The following is a 19,732-nucleotide window of genomic DNA, read 5'->3' as shown; positions in this document are numbered from 1 at the left end:
TATTAGCACGAAGAAGAATAGTCATCTCGGATGACTATTCTTTGTCCTTCGGAACATATTGAATCGTTATGTCCTGTCGAACTACTTCTGTCGGTGCAATCGCATACTCAAGCTTTTGATCATTTACAAATATATCAGTATCGAGCGTTCTTCCGACCACAATGATTATATTACCATCGTTCGTTAAATCCACAGTTGTACTTGGGGTACCACCTGCTGCTGTTGAAAGCATTCCTTGGAAATAGGATTTGCCTGCTTCATCTTTAATATTAACCCAAGACTCACCCTTTGAAACTAATTTAAGTTCAAATTTATCGGCATTTTTCAAATCATACGTGGTTTTAATTCCACCGCTTTCAACAACTGTTAATTCTTGCTTCGGTGTTTCTTCAACAGGTACAGGATCTTTCTCCTCTGCCTGTTCTGTTTCACCATTTTCTGTACCTTCCTCTGTATCTTCTTCAACTTGATCAAGATTATCAGATCTTACAAACTTAACAGGCTCATTGTCGTTGTTAACAGCATCATTTGCGTTATTACCGAGGTTATTTGCTAAAAAATAATATAAAACTCCTGCAGCCCCAATTAAGAACACACCTATTAAAATTTTCGGAAGCACATCAAATATTTTCGAACTGCTTTCTGTAAAACTTTTGCGAGTCTTCACCCTGGACAATTGCTCTGGCAAATCATCATGATGGGTAGCAGGAATTTCTCCCTTATACGTATCGAAGATCTCATCGGGATTTAAATGTAATGCTTCAGCATACTGTTTTACAAATGCCCGTACATAGAAATTCCCAGGCATCGCAGAGTAATTACCCTCCTCAATTCCTATAAGGTACCTCTTTTGGATTTTTGTGATAGACTGTACATCGTCAAGACTTAATCCTTTAGCCAAGCGTACTTCTTTCAATCGGTTACCTAGTTCAGTCACCTTTTAACACCTTCCAATTTTCAAAAATCAAAATCTCCAAAATCAGACCCGGAGAACAAATTATTTTTATCCACAACGTCGTAAGTAATCTCCTCGTCCGCACCATTTCGTAACTCGATAATATAGTCAAAGTCATCAAGTGTATACTCCGAATTTTGGACGAAATAATCAGGATGTTCTACCACTTTGACAGCAGGTAAACGCATAATTTCACGGACAAGCTGCCAATGCCTCTCACTGGCCCGTCTTGAGACAATTCCGTCAAGGATAAATAGATTATTGCTATTATACTCATCCTCAATAAGCTGGTTTCGAACGGTTTGTTTTAATAGCGTAGAAGAAACAAAAAGCCAACGCTTATTTGCACAGACACTAGCAGCAACCACAGACTCTGTTTTTCCTACCCTTGGCATTCCTCGTATCCCAATCAATTTATGGCCTTCCTGCTTAAATAATTCTGCCATAAAATCAACTAAAACACCTAGCTCATTTCTTACAAAACGGAATGTTTTTTTATCATCCGCATCCCTTTGTATATATCTTCCATGTCTTATAGCAAGACGATCACGTAGTTTTGGCTCTCTAATCTTTATTAACTTTATTGTGTCCATTGTATTTAAAATTGACTCTAAACGTTTAATTTGATTATCATCTTTTGCTAGCATTAATAAACCTCGTCTACCTTCGTCAACACCATTAATCGTTACAATATTTATGGCTAACATACCTAATAGAGATGAAATGTCACCTAACAATCCAGGACGGTTTTTTTGAATCTCATATTCTAAATACCATTCTTTCTTCTCCATAAAAAACCTCCAATGTAAAACGACAAATTTTTCATTACTTCATCTAAACCTTATAATATATGATTTCTGTATAAGATGAAAGTAAAATCACAGAGGAGGCAGCTCTAATATTTTGTTTTAGATTTTTGAGAAATCCGCTCCCTTTCCGCGGGCTTACCGGTGAGCCTCCTCGATCGTACCGACTCACACGGCTCGTTGTTCCCTCTGGACATTGAATATACATCTTCGAATCTGCCCACGCACGAAGGAAATGCGATAGCATTTTCGAGGAGTCTCGTAGATTTCGCAAAAATCTGTTCATAATTAACATTCACCTTTATCATAAAAATAAACAAAAAAAGAGAGGAGAACCTCTCTCTTAGCGACTACCATTATTTTGGACTAATTTTACCATCATGTTTGCAATTGCTTGCTGCTCTTCTTCGCTTGCCACGGACCATAGGTCTGCAAGTACTTTTTCTTGTTCGTTTTTAGGCTCAACTTGCGTTGATAAATAATCACCAATTTGAAAAGCAAGATTGCTAATTGCTCCCTCACTCATCCCTTGGCCTTGTGCTTGATGAAGACGGTCAGCAAGGAAATCTTCCCACTGTTTCCAGTTATCTAGAACAGACATATATTAACCCTCCTTAGGAATAGTACAATGTTATTTTGGATTAAATAGGTGGTAATTATGCAATAGAAAATTAGATATTTTATGTATACCAACCGCCATTAATCGAAAGCACCTGACCTGTTATATACGAGGAATCATCTGACAGTAAGAATTTTACTGCATTTGCTATCTCATCGGGGTTACCAATTCTCCCCATTGGGATCTCATATTCAATTTCCTCTTTTTCCTCTTTCGTAAACTTGCCCATCATTAATGTGTTTACCGCCCCTGGAGATACCGCATTCACCCGAACACCACTTAGTGCGACCTCTTTACTTAGGGCCTTCACAAAGGCAATTTGAGCCCCTTTGACTGCTGAATAGGCTACTTCACAAGCAGCGCCCGTTTGGCCCCAGATGCTAGTTATGACAACGATATTTCCAGACCTCTTACTTGTTAATTTTGGAAGTAACTCTTTAGTTATTAACATTGGACTCATAATATGGACTCTCATTAATGATTCAGCCTCTGCCTGTTCTAAATCAACTAAAAGTCCATAATGACTGTGACCGCTGCAGTATACGATTGCATCAATTGAAAAAATGTGCGAGCATAGTTTTTTATAACCGTCAGGATCATTTAAATTTGCTCTAATAGGAATATATTCTCCGCCAAAAACGGTAAGTTCATACACCAATTCATTCACAGCTTTTTCATTCGTATGATAATGCAAATATAAATTGTACCCTTCAGTGGCTAGTTTCCAGGCAGTTGCTTTACCAATTCCTCCGCTGGCTCCAGTAATTAATGCGTACTTCGGCATGATCTCACTCTCTTCTTATCAATACATCCATTGTAACATTAAATAGAAGCGCCAACAGCCGGCGCTTCTACTCTTTTTACTTTTTGTTAGGTACAACCTGGCATACGGAGAAGCGTTCCTCAGCAATAAAATCCGCTGCAAGTGAGATAACATCATTTAAAGTGATTTGCTCAAGTGTTGGCACAACATCAAATAAGTCCATATCATTAAAGGCATATCTCGTGAATTGGTTGGCAATATATTCAGGTGAATTCACAGCTCGTAAAAATGCCCCAATCTTCTTCTTTTTTGTCCGCTCTAGTTGTTCTTCTGAAAAAACATCCCCAGCTTTTACAGTTAGGAGCATCCTTTCAAGCTCCTTGGCTAATTGATCTGGTTGATCTGTGTCTCCACCTAGCATAGCAAAACCAAAGCCTTTTTCCTGCGAATAATCATATGAAAACGTATCATCAATAAGCCCTTTATTATAAAGCTGTTGATAGTTTTCAGAGCTTTTACTAAACAACATATCTAGAAGAACATTTATGGCTAATTCAGTTTTCAGCATTTCTTTGCCACTTTGATCAACATGAAGTGCCTTAACTCCAACTAAACATTTAGATGTTTGGACATTCATCTCAAGCACCTGCCTTTTTTCAGCAGTTGGCATTGGCTCTTGATCAAATTTCCGTTGAATTTCAGGCATTGCCTCATACTCTTTTTTTGCCTGATTGTCACGCACCTGATTCATGATCGATTCTGGATCAACCGGTCCGACAATAAATAAAAGCATATTGCTTGGATGATAGAAGGTATTGTAGCACTCATATAGCAGGCCTTTTGTTATGTGAGAAATTGATTCAATCGTCCCCGCTATATCAATTTTAACTGGGTGGTTTTGATACATGTTTTGGATTAGCCCGTAGTAAAGGCGCCAATCAGCATTGTCATCGTACATGGTAATTTCTTGGCCAATAATTCCTTTTTCCTTTTCAACCGTCTTTTCTGAAAAATAAGGTTCCTGAACAAAATCAATTAATGTCTCAAGGTTTTTCTCAACATCCGATGTGCTCGAAAATAAGTAAGCTGTCCTTGTAAAGGAGGTAAAGGCATTTGCAGAAGCACCTTGACGGCTAAATTGCTGAAAAACATCACCGTCTTCTTTTTCGAAAAGTTTATGTTCTAAAAAATGAGCAATCCCATCAGGAACGGTTGTATATTCATTTTTACCTAATGGAATAAAGGTGTTATCAATTGATCCATATTTTGTTGTAAAAGTTGCATAGGTCTTATTGAAACCTTTTTTTGGTAAAATATATACGTTTAGACCATTGGACATCTTTTCATGAAATAATTCTTCTTGTAGCTGTTCAAAGGTGATTTTATCCATTGACTACTGCCTCCTTTCCAGTAAGGAAATAGATTGTATCTAAGTCAATCTTTTTAGCAACTGCAATAATATCTTCTTTAGTCGTTTTTTGCATTTCCTCTAACCAAGTATTTAAATCAATATTACTGTCAGAGACTACATTATGGTAAAGTACCTCTGTTAGTCCTCTTGCAGTATCGACGGTTTCAAGCATTTGGTTGCGAACGACAGCTTTGGTCTGGTCAATTTCTTGATCAGTGAACTCTCCTTTTCTCATTGCCTCCATTTGTTCCCGAATAATTCCAATTGCTTGATCATAGTTGGCCAAATCTATTCCTGACATGACCATCATAAGCCCCTTATGGCTTTCCAATCTACTTGCTACATAATAAGCAAGACTGGCTTTTTCACGGACATTGATAAATAGTTTAGAATGTGAAAAACCTCCGAATATTCCATTAAAAACCTGTAATGCGTAATATTCAGAATCACCGTAGGCAATATTTGTCCGGTAACCTATATTGAGTTTCCCTTGTTTTACGTCCTGTTGTTCCTTAATTTCTTGAACTTCTGATTTTTTATTAACTTCTGTTGACTGAACCATTTGCGGTGTTCGATTTTCAAATTGGAGCAAATCATTGGCAAATCCAATTACCTCATCCTCATTGACATCACCGATGACGTATAAATCCATTTCATCCTCTGCAAAAGCCTTTTTATAATACTCATATAAATTTGAAGGCGTGATAGGGTCAACATCATCTGCTTGACCGTTCACTTGAAGAGCATACGGTTCGCCCTTACACATTTCTTCTAACAAGCGGACATTTGAATAACGCATTTTATCATCAAAAACTGATTGTATTCGCTGCTTCAATATTCGCTTCTCTTTTTCTACGGTTTCACTGTCAAGTGAATCGCCAGAAACGTTCGGATTTGTTAGTACTTCTGCTAATAATTCAAAGCCTTTTTGCAGTAACGGGCTGGGATTGCTCAGAAATTTTTCATTGGCGATCTCTAAAGAAAAGCTGATTACCTGATACTCTCCTTTTTTTGCCAAATCAATAAATAAAGTTGCCCCATATAGCTCATCTAAATAAGAACGGAGTGCTGCAGTAGTAGGGTATTTAGCTGAACTGCTTTGCAGGACATGGGGAAGAAGAGCTCTTTTTGTTACAGCATCCTGTGTCAATGGGGCTTTCATCTTCCAAACAATTGTATTTGTTTTATATTTATCTGTCTTGACAATATGAAGCTTATACCCCTTCATTTCCTTAACGGCTTCTGTTAAAACGGGCATGGACCATCCTCCTTATCAATCGTAAACTATTCTATTCTATGTATGGTACGTCTAACATATATTTCCCTTCATCTGTTACTATACAGTTTTAGTTTTTCCATTCAAAATAAACCTATACAAAAAAGACTGGCACAATGGCCAGCCTTTCGTATTTTTTAGCGTTTTCCTGAATCAAACGGCTCCCCTGCAGCTTTAGGCGCTTGTGATGATTTCGAGAAGATAACTAATGCAATTAATGTCACCACATATGGGAAAATTTTAAGAATGATTGGCGGAATAACTGCCAGTTCAGGTATAACTTGCGAAACGTTTGCAATTGTACTTGCAAAACCAAAGAATAGAGCAGCTCCTAATAATCCAAGCGGTCTCCATTGACCAAAGATCAATGCAGCAAGTGCTAAGAATCCAAGCCCGGAAACAGATCCGGTAAATTCACCTGCATAAGTAACAATAATTAAGGCACCGCCTAATCCTGCAAAAGCACCAGAAATGAGTACACCACTATAGCGGATGCCTCTAACATTCACCCCTGCAGCTTCAGCAGCCTGAGGAAACTCTCCACAAGATCTTAAGCGCAGTCCGAATTTTGTTTTGTAAAGGATAAATGTGCTGACTAACAATACTACTAAGATAAACCATGTTGTCGGATACGTCTTTGTGAAAAGTAACGGACCAATAATTGGAATATCAGATAAAAACGGTATATTTGATGGTGTAAAACCACTTGTAATACGAATATTTCCACTGCCTGTAATGTTTCTTGCTAAGAATACTGTTAAAGCAGTAGCAATCATATTAATAGCTGTACCGCTAATAATTTGATTGGCACTTAAATTAATACTTGCAAACGCATGTAACAAGGAAAAAAGCATTCCTGCGAGAGCTGCGACTAAAATACTAACCCATAATACCATATTATTATTTGTCCAGATATCTTGCAGGTAGTTTGCCGTGAGGGCACAACCAAAGGCTCCAATGATCATTAGACCTTCAAGACCAATATTTACAACACCACTACGTTCGCTAAAAAGACCGCCTAATGCTGTTATAAGAAGAGGGATGGTGAATATTATTGCATAAGGAAATATTTGTTCTATGATTGTCCACATATTATGAGTCCCCCTTCTTCACAGCAGTTCCATTGGCGTCTTTTAGATTTGCACGGCGCTTTTGTGACTTGTTAATTAAACGCTCAATTAATACACTTGTCGCTGCAAAGTAGATAATAATCGCGATAATCGTGTTTGCAAGTTCTGGCGGAATTTCAGTCATGGCATTCATAAAGCCTGTACCAGAATAAAGGATTCCGAATAAAATAGCTGCAAAGAATACTCCTGCTGGAGAGTTAGCACCAAGTAATGCTACCGCAATTCCATCATAGCCTTGTGTTGGCAGAATTCCAATTTGAATACTAGATGCATTTCCAGTATATAGTGCTACTCCACCAAGCCCTGCAAGACCACCTGAGATCAGCATGGATAATACGATATTTCGGTTAACTCGCATACCTGCGTATTCTGCCGCATGACGATTGAATCCAACGGCTTTTAGTTCAAAGCCTAGAGTAGTTTTATTAATAATAAAGGCAACTATAATGGCAACAATCGCTGCTAAGAATAACCCTAGGTTGATATACGAACCACCGAATAAATCAGTGATAAAAGAAAATCTAAGTGTTGCTGCTTCTGGAAGCTTACGAGATTCTGTCTCAAGAAAGTCTCCTTTAAAATAACCCGGTACAACATAATAGACTGTCCAATATGCAACCCAGTTCATCATAATAGTCGATACAACTTCATGAACATTAAACCTTGCTTTAAGCAATCCAGGAATAAATGCCCATAGTGCTCCACCTATAAAACCTACTAAAATCATCAATATGAGTAATAATGGTCTTGACAAGTCCATCGTCAAGCCAATCGCTGTGGCACAAAGTCCGCCAATTAACATCTGACCTGACGCACCGATATTAAATAATCCAGTCCGGAAGGCAAAGGCAACGGAAAGACCCGTAAAGATTAATGGTGTAGCTGTAGCCAGAGTATTACCAATACGTTCTATATTTTTTAGTGCCCCTTGCAATAAGAAAGAATAACCTTCGATAGGGTTGCTCCCTATAAAAAGCATTAATATTCCACCAGCAATCAGTCCCAAAAGAACCGAAATTATTGATACAATGGTATTTCTCATATACTTCTCTCCTTACCTACGCCTGCCATCATTAGTCCAACTTCGTTTTCATTGGTTTCAGCTGCAATAACTTCACCTACGAGTTCTCCATTGTTTACGATGGCAATTCGATCGGACAATTGCAATACCTCATCTAGTTCTAAGGAAACTAGTAATACAGCCTTCCCTTTATCTCTATGTTCAATTAATCTCTTATGGATATATTCGATTGACCCAACATCCAGTCCACGTGTAGGCTGAACGGCGATTAACAAGTCAGGATCCAATTCCAGTTCCCTTCCAATAATTGCCTTTTGCTGGTTACCGCCTGATAATGTTCTAGCAATCGAGGCACCGCCTTCTCCAGAACGCACGTCAAAATTTTCGATAATCTTTTGAGCATACTTACGAATGGCAGAACCATTTAATAATCCATTCTTTGCAAAAGGAGGTTTATTATAAACTTCGAGAACCATATTATTTTCCATCGTATAATCTAAAACTAAACCTCGTTTATGCCGATCCTCCGGGATATGTGCAATCCCTTTATCAATTCGTTGACGAATAGGGATATTGGTAATGTCTTGTCCATTAAGCGTTATCGTTCCTGATTCGACTTTGCGCAGACCTGTAATGGTCTCAACAATTTCTGATTGTCCATTACCTTCAACTCCTGCGATTCCAACAATTTCACCTTTTCTAACCTCAAGCGAGAAGTTCTTTAGACCCATTACTTTACGCTTATTTTTTGCTGATAAAGAATCTATTTTCAGTACAACATCTCCTGGAGTACTTGCTTTCTTATCCACTTTAAAGTTAACATGACGCCCAACCATCATTTCCGCAAGGCTAGCCTCACTTGTTTCCTTCACGTTAACCGTGCCAATTCCTTTTCCACGTCGAATGACTGTACAACGGTCTGCAACCGCTTTAATTTCTTTCAATTTATGAGTGATGATAATAATCGATTTACCTTCGTTAATAAGGTTGCGCATGATTTTCATTAACTCATCGATTTCATTTGGAGTTAAAACCGCGGTAGGCTCGTCAAAAATAAGAACTTCTGCTTCACGATAAAGCATTTTCATAATTTCTACTCTCTGTTGCATACCAACAGATATATCTTCAATCTTTGCATGTGGATCAACATTTAGACCATAATGCTTCGATAATTCTTCAATTTTTTTTGCTGCCTTTTTAATATCAAGTGTTATACCTTTTAATGGTTCACTGCCAAGAATAATATTTTCAGTAACCGTGAAATTCTCTACTAATTTAAAATGTTGATGGACCATACCGATGCCAAGTCGATTAGCAACGTTTGGATTCGTAATACGAACTTCCTTTTCATGGATTTTGATGATTCCTTTTTCGGGTTGATACATACCGAATAAAACACCCATTAGTGTTGACTTTCCAGCTCCATTCTCACCTAGTAAGGCATGAATTTCACCTTTTTTTAATGTAAGCGTAATATTATCATTTGCCACAATACCAGGGAATTCTTTCCTAATATTTAGCATTTCAACAACATAACTCATAGTAGCACTCACCTTTTTATTTAGACTCAGGTTCCTTTTATTAATAGGGAGTCCCCTATCACTACACAAAATGTAGGATATTGAATAACCAAAAACTATAAGAATAATTAATTATATACAGATTATTTCCATATCTTAATATTCTTCTTTAGCAAAAAAATATACAATAGAGACGGGTAACCCGTCTCTATTGTACACACGTTACTTCAACAAATTACCCTGTTCATGTGAAACTTTGATTTCACCAGACTTGATCTGTTCGAATACTTCTCCAACTTTAGAAACTGTATCTTCGCTTAAGTTAGGGTTTTTCTCAGGAAGACCAACACCATCATTTTTCGCATCAAATGTTAATGTTTCTCCACCAGGGAATTCTCCTTTTACTTCTCTTCCAATTAGGTCTAAAGTAACAGCATCTAACTTCTTCATTGCAGAAGTTAAGATTACAGATTTTTCACCTTCATAAATACCATCAGCATATTGGTCTACGTCAACACCAACGATCCAAATATTGTCGCCAGCTTTCTTACGAGTTTTCGCTTCGTTGATCGCACCTACACCAACACCGCCAGCAGCAGTAAAGATTACATCTACACCACGGTCAAACATTTGAGCAGCGATTTGTCCACCTGCTGCAGCGTTATCAAATGAACCTTGGTAAATTACGTTTTCAGCTTTGATAGCAACATTAGTGTCTAAGTTTTCATTAGCATATGCAACACCTTGTTGGAAGCCCCAGTTGAATTTTTGTACAGCTGGAATCTCCATACCACCGATAAAGCCTGCATCTCCTTCTTTTAATTCAAGAGCAGCAGCTACACCAGCTAAGAAGCCTGATTCATGTTCAGCAAAGAATACTGCAACAGTGTTATCTGCAACAACTGGATTAAAGTCACCAGCGTGTGGATTACCATCAAGGATTACAAATTTTGCATCTTCATATTTTGTTTGTGCTTGGAAAATGGCAGTTTCAAATTTGAAACCTGGAGTTACGATAAATTTATACCCTGCATCGTACAAGTTACCAATTTCTTTTAAATATTCAGCTTCAGTTGTACCAGCTGGCTTAAGGTATTTCTCTTGAATTCCTAATTCTTCTTTAGCTTGAAGGATCCCTTCCCAAGTACCTTGGTTGAAAGATTTGTCATCAATAGTACCAGCATCAGTTACCATACCTACTTTTAGGTTTGATTTTTCAGTGCCRCCATCTTTACCAGTTGTATCTTTTTCCGTATCCCCGCCACCACAAGCAGCTAAGATTGTGCTTGCCGCTAAAAGAAATGACATTACAAAGCCAAATTTGCGTTTTTTCAAGGAAATTTACCCCCTAATTATGGTTGTTGATTAAGTAGAAACTCTAGATAAAGCAAGATTGATTCTGTTTCAAGCTATTTTAAATATTAGAGCGTTTTCTCAAAACCTGAAAACTGAATTTATCTGCTTTAAAAAAGTTTACCGAAAAAAGGATTGGTTCATCCATCTCGTCGAAATGCATTTGCTTTAGTACAAGCAAAGCGGTTTCGGGATCACATTCTAGAATTTGTGAGATTTTGTCATGATAGCCTATTGGCTCGATGTTCGCGACCGCATATGTAATCTTCCGGTTTGCCTCTTCTTCCAATATGTGAAAAATAGATTCTTCACCATGTGAAAAAGTTTCCGGCAAAATTTTTTCAGGTACCTTGTCGATACAATATACGACTGGTTCCCCATTTGCAGTACGTACTCGCTCCATGACAACAATTTCTTCATCCACAGAACATGAGAAACGGCGACTATCCTCCTCAGTAGCTCCAATAGTTGATGAGCTTAAGAAAATGGTTCCTGGTTTCATCCCTGCTTGTAATATCATGTCAGTAACACTAAAAAGTTGTTCAATCCCTGAAGTAAACAAAGGCTTTGAATTAAAGAAGGTTCCGACACCATGACGTCGAATGATTACGTTTTCTTCTTCGAGTATACGTAAAGCCTCTCTTAAAGTTGCCCTGCTAACTCCCAGTTGTTTTGCAAGATCAAACTCAGAAGGTAACTTTTCCTTTTCTTTATATAGCCCTCGCTCAAAATCTTGCTTTAACCGATCGATAACTTGTAGATATAAGTGTCTGTTATCTAACTTTATAGACATGCAGGTACCCCCAACCTTTTTCCTAAGACATCAGACATCTGATGTATTATCATTCCTACTAATCGAAAATTAATATACCATTATTCTTTCAATAAATAAATAGGATTTCATAATTTTGTCGAAAAAAGGTGGAATGTCGAATTTTATTGCAAATATTTGAGTCGTTTAATGTTAAATCTGTTATACTTATAGATGACTTTTTACATAATTCAACACAAATTGAGCCAGAATTCCTATTCTGGCTCTTTTTAGCTATATTAAGGTGTTCAGTTGATTTGTGCTCCAGGTGCTTCGCTTTCCGCAGGAGGTTCGGGTAGCCTCCTCGGCGCTAAAGCGCCTGTGGGGTCTCCCCTGCCCCTTACTCCTGCTGGAGTCTTGCACCTGGAGCACAAATCATAATGATACAAACTCAACATAGTTCTTTTCCAAATCAATTGACTTCTTCGGTTGGTTTGGATTGTAGTACTGATCTTGGCTTACTTCCTTCGTAGGCACCGACTATTCCTCTTGCTTCCATTTCATCAATTAAACGGGCAGCCCTAGTATAACCTATACGAAAGCGTCTCTGTAACATAGAGACTGATGCAGTCTGCATATCAATTACTAAATCAACCGCTTCTTCATATAGGTCGTCGTCTACTTCACCTTTTGCTTCAGGTATGTCATCAGGTATCATTTCTTCTTGGTATTGTGCTTTTTGTTGTCCAATTACGAAATTGACGGTATCCTCTACCTCCATATCTGACAAAAAGGCACCTTGTACCCTGACAGGCTTCGATGCACCGACTGGTAAAAACAGCATATCACCTCTGCCAAGAAGCTTTTCGGCCCCTCCCATATCAAGTATTGTTCTCGAATCCGTTCCGCTCGAGACGGCAAAAGCAATCCTAGATGGAATGTTTGCTTTAATAATACCTGTTATAACATCAACAGATGGGCGCTGCGTTGCAATGATTAGATGGATACCTGCAGCCCGCGCCATTTGGGCTAGCCTGGTAATGGAATCTTCAACATCGGAGGATGCTACCATCATTAAATCAGCTAACTCATCTACAATGACAACGATATATGGCAATAAGGGCTGTTTATCATCTTCTTCATTGTTATGTCGTTTAATATGGTCATTATAGCCCTCGATATTCCGCGTTCCAGTATATGAAAATAATTCATAACGTCTTTCCATTTCACTAACTACCTTTTTCAATGCTTGCGATGCCTTTTTAGCATCTGTAACAACTGGAGCTAGTAAGTGTGGAACACCATTATAGACATTCAGCTCGACCATCTTAGGGTCAATCATCATTAGTTTTACTTCATGTGGCTTTGCACGCATCAAGATACTTGTAATAATGCCGTTTATACAGACACTCTTTCCACTACCTGTAGATCCTGCTACAAGTAAGTGCGGCATTTTATTTAATTCTGCCAACACCGCTTCTCCGGTAATATCTCTGCCAAGTCCAATTAACAACTTAGCTTCTGGTTTATTATTTTGTGTTGCTTCAAGAACTTCTCTGAGAGATACCATAGCGACCTCAGAGTTCGGCACTTCAATTCCAATTGCAGACTTTCCTGGGATCGGAGCCTCAATCCTAATATCTTTCGCCGCAAGTGCTAAAGCCAAATCATCACTTAGGCTGACAATTTTACTTACTTTGACACCTACATCAGGATGTACTTCATATTTGGTTACAGCTGGTCCTAAGTGAACTTGGGTAACACGTGCTTTCACCCCAAAACTTTGAAAAGTTCGTTCTAGCTTTGCAGCATTCGCATGGATTAATTCATACTCACCGCTCTGATCGGTTTTCTTAGGGTGTTTTAACAAGCTCAATGGTGGAAGTTCATAAGCGACATTCTCGACTTCAGTAAAGGTAATAGGTGGTGTTAAATCCTCGTCTTTCTCTGTTTTTTTATCGGGTTCATTCTGTCTCTTTTCACGTCTTTGTCGTGTTTGGTTGGGTTCCTCTTGTTGGTAAGCGCGATCTGCAAAGCTTGAGATAATTGGCTCGGGTGGTCCAACCTCTTCTTGTACGGACTGTTGTTGAATGTTAATACCCGGTCCTACACTTGCTAATTGTTCGCCACTAGGCTGTTGCTGCTGTTGTACGGCTCTTTCTGCTTTTCGCTCTTGTTGCTTTTGCTTCCATTCTGCGATATCTTTCTTAAAAGCTGTCCACTGATCTTTTGAAAAGGTTCCCATTGTGATGCCAATTTTAGCAACAAAATCACCAAATGACCTGCCTGTTATAAGAATAAAACCAATTAAAATAAAGATGACTGCAATAATCTTTGTACCAGTTTCTGCAAATAAGTAATGAAATAGTGCAAATAGAATAGCACCAATCATACCTCCACCTAAATCTGTTGTACTTGTTTCTCCTCTTACCTCCATCATGAACAATTCCCAAGTATTACCAATCACGCTGGGATTTTTAAAGTTACCATTATTCGAGAGCAGGCGAAACAAAGTAACATGGCTCAGTAAGAGAATGGAAGAAACGATAAAATACGATCCTGTTAATTTGATATTAAAAAGGAAGGGAATCTTCCGTTTCCACATCAAATAGATACTTAAGACGAGAAGACCGATTAAGCTGAGCATATACCATTCACCCATCCAAAATCGGAAAAATAAAACGGTCGCTTGCCCCACTGCTCCTAGTTTCGCCATGGAGATGATTGCTAAAGCCAATAAACCAAGGGCTGCTAATTCATACTGTATAGTTTCTTTTAAACGAATATCTCTTTTTTTCGTTGTACGTCGTTTCTTTTTCGCCATTTGATCACCTTACATGCTTTAATTATGGATTCTCCATTTTACAACAATAGGTAAAAAAGGAAGAAAGCAGCCTCTTTGGCTGCTTCTATCATTGTATCCTGATTATACCATAAACTTTCTAGAATGCGGACAATCCTTCGAGATTAGCAGTTGAAATTTTAGAACCAGGGCAAATCTCTGCATTTAAGAAATGCTGTGGATCACTGCTGAGAATACGAACAACTTGCACGTTCTGTTGGTCGACAACCTCTACTAATAAACTAATTCCCTGATACGTTACGGAATGTTGATTCGAGGATGTTTCTGTTTCGCTGGGAAAAATAAGTTCTTGAGGCATCATCGTATATAATATCATTGGATCAGCCCCTCAGGAGTAGACTTCTGCCCGGCAATTAACTCATTTAGCTTTTTCATAGCCTGACCTAATCCGCCAACCTCATTGATTAAACCGTATTCTACCGCATCTGCACCGATGACATTTGTACCGATATCTCTAGTTAAATTTCCTTTAGCAAACATTAAATCCTTGAATTTTTCTTCAGTTATATTGGAATGTTTCTTAACAAAATTAACAACACGATCCTGCATCTTGTCTAAATACTCAAAGGTTTGCGGCACTCCAATGACAAGACCTGTTAAGCGAACCGGGTGAATGGTCATGGTTGCAGTCTCAGCAATAAAAGAGTAATTACATGATACAGCGATTGGGACTCCAATTGAATGTCCCCCGCCTAAGACAATCGATACTGTTGGTTTGGATAAGGTTGCCAGCATCTCTGAAATGGCAAGACCTGCCTCTACATCTCCACCCACTGTATTTAATATTATCAACACACCTTCAATCTTCGGATTTTGTTCAATCGCGACAAGTTGTGGAATGATGTGTTCATATTTCGTAGTTTTATTCTGGGGCGGCAACGCTAAATGTCCTTCAATTTGTCCAATAATGGTTAAACAATGGATGCTTGAATCCGAGGAAAGCTGTGGGACATTTGTTTGCCCGAGCTGCTGTATTTTCTCAATCAATGTAGATGAAGATTTTTCATCCTTTGGAGGCTCTTGTCCTTCTTGACTGCCAGCTCCACCTTTTTGTAAGTCCCTATTCATCATAAGTCTCCCTTCACGCATTATAAAGTTAGTATTGACCTATGATTTATTTTCATTCTTTTCGTTCTATTGATTTATAGTTAAAAGGCATTAGTTTCCCAATGCCTTCTTCTTTCCAGGGTTTATACTTCCATAATAATCGGTAGAATCATTGGTCTTCTCTTTGTTTTATCAAATAAGTAGCGGAATAAATCATCCCTTATCCCCTGTTTAAGACTTGACCACTCAAAAGATTCTTTTGCAAGGTTTTTTTCAACAATATCACGGACAAGTTTAGTGGATTCATCCATTAATTTTTCTGACTCACGAACATATACAAATCCTCTAGAGATTATTTCTGGACCTGCTGCAATTTTTCTTTCTTTCCTTGTTAATGAAACCACCACAATTAAAATCCCATCTTGGGATAACAGTCTCCTATCACGTAAAACTATATTTCCTACATCCCCTACACCAATACCATCAATTAAAACATTCCCTGATGGAACTTTTGCACTAATGGCAATTTTATCGTCCGAAATCTCCACGACATCACCACGGTCCGGAATGAGTATATGTTCATCGCTCAAGCCATAGTCTAGTGCAATTTTACGATGTGCCTTTAACATCCGATATTCCCCATGCACCGGAATAAAAAACTTTGGTTTCATTAGGTTTAACATAAATTTTAATTCTTCTTGACTGGCATGACTTGAAGCATGTATGGTTCGTTTACCAGAAATAACATTTGCACCGGCTCTAAATAACAAATCCACAGTTTTATATAAAAACACTTCGCTGCCTGCAAGTGGGGAAGCAGCAATTAATACTGTATCACCTGGTTGAATATTGACATGTTTATGAACCTGTTTTGCCATCTTCTGGAGTGCTTCGATTGGTTCCCCTTGACTACCTGTCATTAGTACGACAATTTCGTGGTCATTGTAATTTTTTATTTCATTAACGGAGATCATTACATCATCCGCAATATCTAAATAACCTAAATCTAACGCGATATGGTAAATCCTTTCAAGGCTTTTTCCAACGACCGCTACTTTCCGGTTATTTTCCTTGGCCGCATCAAATATATGCTGAATCCTATTGATGTCTGAAGCAAAGCAAGCGGCAATTATTCTCCCCTGGGCATTATAAAAGGCATTTGACAATTCTCTTTCCACGATTGCTTCAGAAGTGGTATAGCCTGGTCTTTCCGCCTCCGTACTATCCGAGAGTAAGCACAGTACTCCTTTGTCTCCTATTGCTGCCATCTTGCCAATTTCAGGTTTGTAAAGTTTTGTTGCAGCCTGATCAAATTTAAAATCACCCGTGTAAACAATAGCACCTTCAGAGGTTTGTACGCACACACCAACGGAATCTGGAATACTATGGTTTGTTCTAAAGAAACTTACTTCTACAGAGTCCATATCAAGAATGGTATTAGATACTATTTCAATAAATTCTGTTCTGCCAGTGTAATCCTGTTCTTTTAATTTTGCATTAGCTAGTGCAAGAGTCAGCTTTGTACCATAAACAGGAACATCTATTTCCCGTAGTAGGTAGGACAATGCCCCAATATGGTCTTCATGACCATGTGTTAGAAATACCGCCTTTACTCTTTCCCTATTTTCTTTTAAATATGTAATATCAGGAATTACAATATCAATGCCGAGCATCTCTTCCGCGGGGAACATTAACCCCGCATCTATAACAAAGATATCTCTATCCACCTCAACAAGATACATGTTTTTACCAATTTCCCCAATACCACCAAGAACAATAATCTTAATGGAATTATTTTGTCTATCTCTCAAGTCCGTTTCCTCCTACGTTGAATATCTACTTCCCCACCCTATTCTCTAAAAGGGCTTCAGCTTTTCATTTTTACAAATGTGCCGATCGAAATCAGTTACCATTATTATACTTGAATTTAGAAATTCATTACAACCAGATTCACTATAGATATGATATAAAAAAATAAGCCAGCCGAAACATCCGGCTGACTAGAATTTGCTGTTACAGACTTGTTATTAGTTGAGTTAATGCCACCCGTTCTTGTTCTGTTAATGGAACAAGCGGCAGTCTAACGGATCCTACATCCAGGCCTTTTAGTTGCAGAGCTGTCTTAACAGGAGTCGGACTTGGTGCAGTGAATAGACCTTGCATAATAGGTAACAACTGTTGATGCATTTTCGCAGCCTTCTGATGTTCACCCTGTAAAAACGCGCCTACCATTTGCTGCATCTCTAGTCCGATGACGTGTGAAGCAACGGAAACAACACCTGCACCACCGATGCTTAGGACGGGAAGTGTCATTCCGTCATCACCACTGTATAGTTGGAAATGATCTGGTGTATTTGCCATGATCTGCGTCATGGCATTTAAATCCCCACTCGCTTCCTTTACAGCCACAATGTTATCCATTTCAGATAGTCGAATAATGGTTTCAGGAAGTATATTTACTGCGGATCTTCCAGGTATATTGTAAAGCATGACTGGTAATGAAGTAGATTTTGCAACTGCTTTGAAATGCTGAAAGAGTCCTTCTTGATTTGGATTATTATAATACGGTGCCACAACCATAATTGCATCTACACCAAGTTTTTCAGCTTTTTTAGTCAACTCGACAGATGCGTAGGTATTGTTGCTGCCTGTACCAGCAATAACTGGGACCCTTTTATCAGCTACTTTTACAACATGAGTAAATAATGCCAATTTCTCTTCCTTTGATAATGTTGGAGATTCTCCAGTTGTGCCTGCAACAACCAGAGAATCTGTACCATTTTCTATTAAGTAATTTACTAATTGAGTTGTTTTGGCAAAATCAATATGACCCTTTCTATCAAAAGGTGTTACCATTGCTGTCGATACTCGCCCAAAATAAACCATTCTCTTACTCCTTTCAGTACCACAATCCCATTCTGAAACAAGAAGCAATAAAGGAAAAAAATAATAAATCAAATTGGCTTATGATCAAATGATTCCTTTTCTAATTGAAATGCATCATGTAAAGCATTCACTGATTTAGCTAAATCAACCTGTTTCACAAGCACCCATATGGTTGTATGGCTATCAGCAGATTGTAAAATACGAATACCATGATCGGAAAGTGCTGTAACTATTTTGGATGTAACACCGGGTACACCAGCTATACCAGCGCCAACCACCGAAACTTTGGCACAATGTCTTTCTACTTCTGGATCGTGACCTAATTCATTTAAAGCCTTAACCGCCTTATTTGACATATCATCGGTAACTGTGTAGACAACCCCATTCGGTGAAATATTAATAAAGTCTACACTAATATTTTCACTAGCCATTGTCTTAAACACTTCTGCTTGGAGGTTATACTGATCTTTTTTTGCAAATACCTTAATTTGAGTAACATTTGAGACGTGAGCAATACCTGTTACAGTTCTTTCTTTAATATCACTGCCTCTTGCTTCCTTAGTCATAAAGGTAACTAAAGTGCCTAGATTCTCAGAATACGTTGACCGAATCCGAATAGGAATTCTTGCCTGCATGGCAATTTCAACCGCTCTTGGATGGATTACTTTTGCACCTTGGTAAGCCATATTACATAGCTCAGTATAAGTGACTACAGTTAACGGTCTAGCGTTTTCTGCAAGCCTTGGATCTGCCGTCATGATACCTTCTACATCGGTGAAAATATCAATCCATTCGGCATTAAGAGCAGCACCTAAGGCAGCCGCAGAGGTATCACTACCGCCCCGTCCTATCGTAGTGACTTCACCATTGTTTGTAGAACCTTGAAACCCTGCTACTACCACTACATCTTCATCTTTTAATTCTCGCAGTAAACGGTCACATTTCATATCCATTATTTTAGCATTTGAATGATCATTATTTGTTCGAAATCCAGCTTGAGCCCCTGTCAATGCAATCGCTTTTATTCCATTCTCCAAAAGCATATTGGAAAAAACAATACTTGAAATCACTTCACCGCAGGATAATAGCAGATCATGTTCTCGTTTACTTATTTTGCTAGCATTACCCCCAACTAAGGACAGCAGGGTATCCGTTGCATAGGGGTCACCTTTTCTTCCCATTGCAGATACCACCACTACCACTTTATACCCGTCAGCTAATGCTTTTTTGATATGAAGCAAGGCATGTTCCCTGCTGGCTTCATTTTTGACAGATGTTCCGCCAAATTTTTGAACAATAATTTTCATAGACAATCAGACCTGCCTTTAGTG

17 protein-coding genes are annotated in these 19,732 nt (G+C 38.4%); all 17 read right to left on the bottom strand.

The window, feature by feature from the left end:
• Positions 1-34: 34 nt before the first annotated feature.
• The 17 genes from BTR25_RS01830 to dapG all read right to left on the bottom strand — a co-directional run bounded on the left by BTR25_RS01830 (position 35) and on the right by dapG (position 19,708).
• Positions 35-937 (bottom strand): helix-turn-helix domain-containing protein, encoded by a 903-nt coding sequence (locus tag BTR25_RS01830; protein ID WP_075685558.1) that lies wholly within the window; start codon positions 935-937, stop codon positions 35-37.
• A 20-nt stretch (positions 938-957) separates the two neighbouring features.
• Complete coding sequence (locus BTR25_RS01825; protein ID WP_075685556.1) at positions 958-1,746, bottom strand: YmfK family protein; 789 nt, start codon at positions 1,744-1,746, stop codon at positions 958-960.
• Between the two features lie 358 nt (positions 1,747-2,104).
• Positions 2,105-2,362, bottom strand: a complete 258-nt coding sequence (locus BTR25_RS01820) for a DUF3243 domain-containing protein (RefSeq protein WP_075685554.1) — start codon at positions 2,360-2,362, stop codon at positions 2,105-2,107.
• Positions 2,363-2,441: 79 nt separating this feature from the next.
• Complete coding sequence (gene ymfI, locus BTR25_RS01815) at positions 2,442-3,164, bottom strand: elongation factor P 5-aminopentanone reductase (protein WP_075685552.1); 723 nt, start codon at positions 3,162-3,164, stop codon at positions 2,442-2,444.
• A 76-nt stretch (positions 3,165-3,240) separates the two neighbouring features.
• Entirely contained in the window at positions 3,241-4,533 is a 1,293-nt protein-coding gene (gene yfmH, locus BTR25_RS01810) for an EF-P 5-aminopentanol modification-associated protein YfmH (RefSeq protein WP_075685550.1), read from the bottom strand.
• Complete coding sequence (yfmF, locus tag BTR25_RS01805; RefSeq protein WP_075685548.1) at positions 4,526-5,812, bottom strand: EF-P 5-aminopentanol modification-associated protein YfmF; 1,287 nt, start codon at positions 5,810-5,812, stop codon at positions 4,526-4,528. Before yfmF ends, yfmH begins: the two co-directional genes overlap by 8 nt.
• Before the next feature lie 155 nt (positions 5,813-5,967).
• Positions 5,968-6,921, bottom strand: a complete 954-nt coding sequence (locus BTR25_RS01800; RefSeq protein ID WP_075685546.1) for an ABC transporter permease — start codon at positions 6,919-6,921, stop codon at positions 5,968-5,970.
• Between the two features lies 1 nt (position 6,922).
• The gene (locus tag BTR25_RS01795) at positions 6,923-8,002 is read right to left on the bottom strand and encodes an ABC transporter permease (protein ID WP_075685544.1); all 1,080 of its coding nucleotides are present in this window, start codon (positions 8,000-8,002) and stop codon (positions 6,923-6,925) included.
• Positions 7,999-9,522, bottom strand: a complete 1,524-nt coding sequence (locus tag BTR25_RS01790) for an ABC transporter ATP-binding protein (protein WP_075685542.1) — start codon at positions 9,520-9,522, stop codon at positions 7,999-8,001. The genes BTR25_RS01795 and BTR25_RS01790 overlap by 4 nt, the downstream gene beginning before the upstream one ends.
• Before the next feature lie 201 nt (positions 9,523-9,723).
• Complete coding sequence (locus BTR25_RS01785) at positions 9,724-10,836, bottom strand: BMP family lipoprotein (RefSeq protein WP_254842610.1); 1,113 nt, start codon at positions 10,834-10,836, stop codon at positions 9,724-9,726.
• Between the two features lie 79 nt (positions 10,837-10,915).
• Entirely contained in the window at positions 10,916-11,647 is a 732-nt protein-coding gene (locus tag BTR25_RS01780) for a GntR family transcriptional regulator (protein ID WP_075685540.1), read from the bottom strand.
• A gap of 430 nt (positions 11,648-12,077) precedes the next feature.
• Entirely contained in the window at positions 12,078-14,429 is a 2,352-nt protein-coding gene (locus BTR25_RS01775) for a DNA translocase FtsK (RefSeq protein WP_075685538.1), read from the bottom strand.
• A 118-nt stretch (positions 14,430-14,547) separates the two neighbouring features.
• Positions 14,548-14,784 carry a YlzJ-like family protein gene (locus tag BTR25_RS01770; RefSeq protein ID WP_075685536.1) on the bottom strand — a complete coding sequence of 79 codons (237 nt, stop codon included), beginning with the start codon at positions 14,782-14,784 and terminating at the stop codon, positions 14,548-14,550.
• Positions 14,781-15,536 (bottom strand): ClpP family protease, encoded by a 756-nt coding sequence (locus tag BTR25_RS01765; RefSeq protein ID WP_075685534.1) that lies wholly within the window; start codon positions 15,534-15,536, stop codon positions 14,781-14,783. Before BTR25_RS01765 ends, BTR25_RS01770 begins: the two co-directional genes overlap by 4 nt.
• 122 nt (positions 15,537-15,658) lie before the next feature.
• Positions 15,659-17,326, bottom strand: coding sequence for a ribonuclease J (locus tag BTR25_RS01760; protein ID WP_075685532.1), 1,668 nt, complete (start codon positions 17,324-17,326; stop codon positions 15,659-15,661).
• 202 nt (positions 17,327-17,528) lie between these two features.
• Positions 17,529-18,401 (bottom strand): 4-hydroxy-tetrahydrodipicolinate synthase, encoded by an 873-nt coding sequence (gene dapA / locus BTR25_RS01755; protein ID WP_075685530.1) that lies wholly within the window; start codon positions 18,399-18,401, stop codon positions 17,529-17,531.
• A gap of 68 nt (positions 18,402-18,469) precedes the next feature.
• The gene (gene dapG, locus BTR25_RS01750; RefSeq protein WP_075685528.1) at positions 18,470-19,708 is read right to left on the bottom strand and encodes an aspartate kinase; all 1,239 of its coding nucleotides are present in this window, start codon (positions 19,706-19,708) and stop codon (positions 18,470-18,472) included.
• Between the last annotated feature and the right edge of the window lie 24 nt (positions 19,709-19,732).

This window comes from Bacillus sp. MRMR6 (assembly GCF_001940785.1).
Taxonomy (GTDB): domain Bacteria; phylum Bacillota; class Bacilli; order Bacillales; family Cytobacillaceae; genus Neobacillus.
The sequence above is the reverse complement of the archived record's forward strand: the minus strand, read 5'-3'. Positions and strand labels throughout refer to the sequence as shown.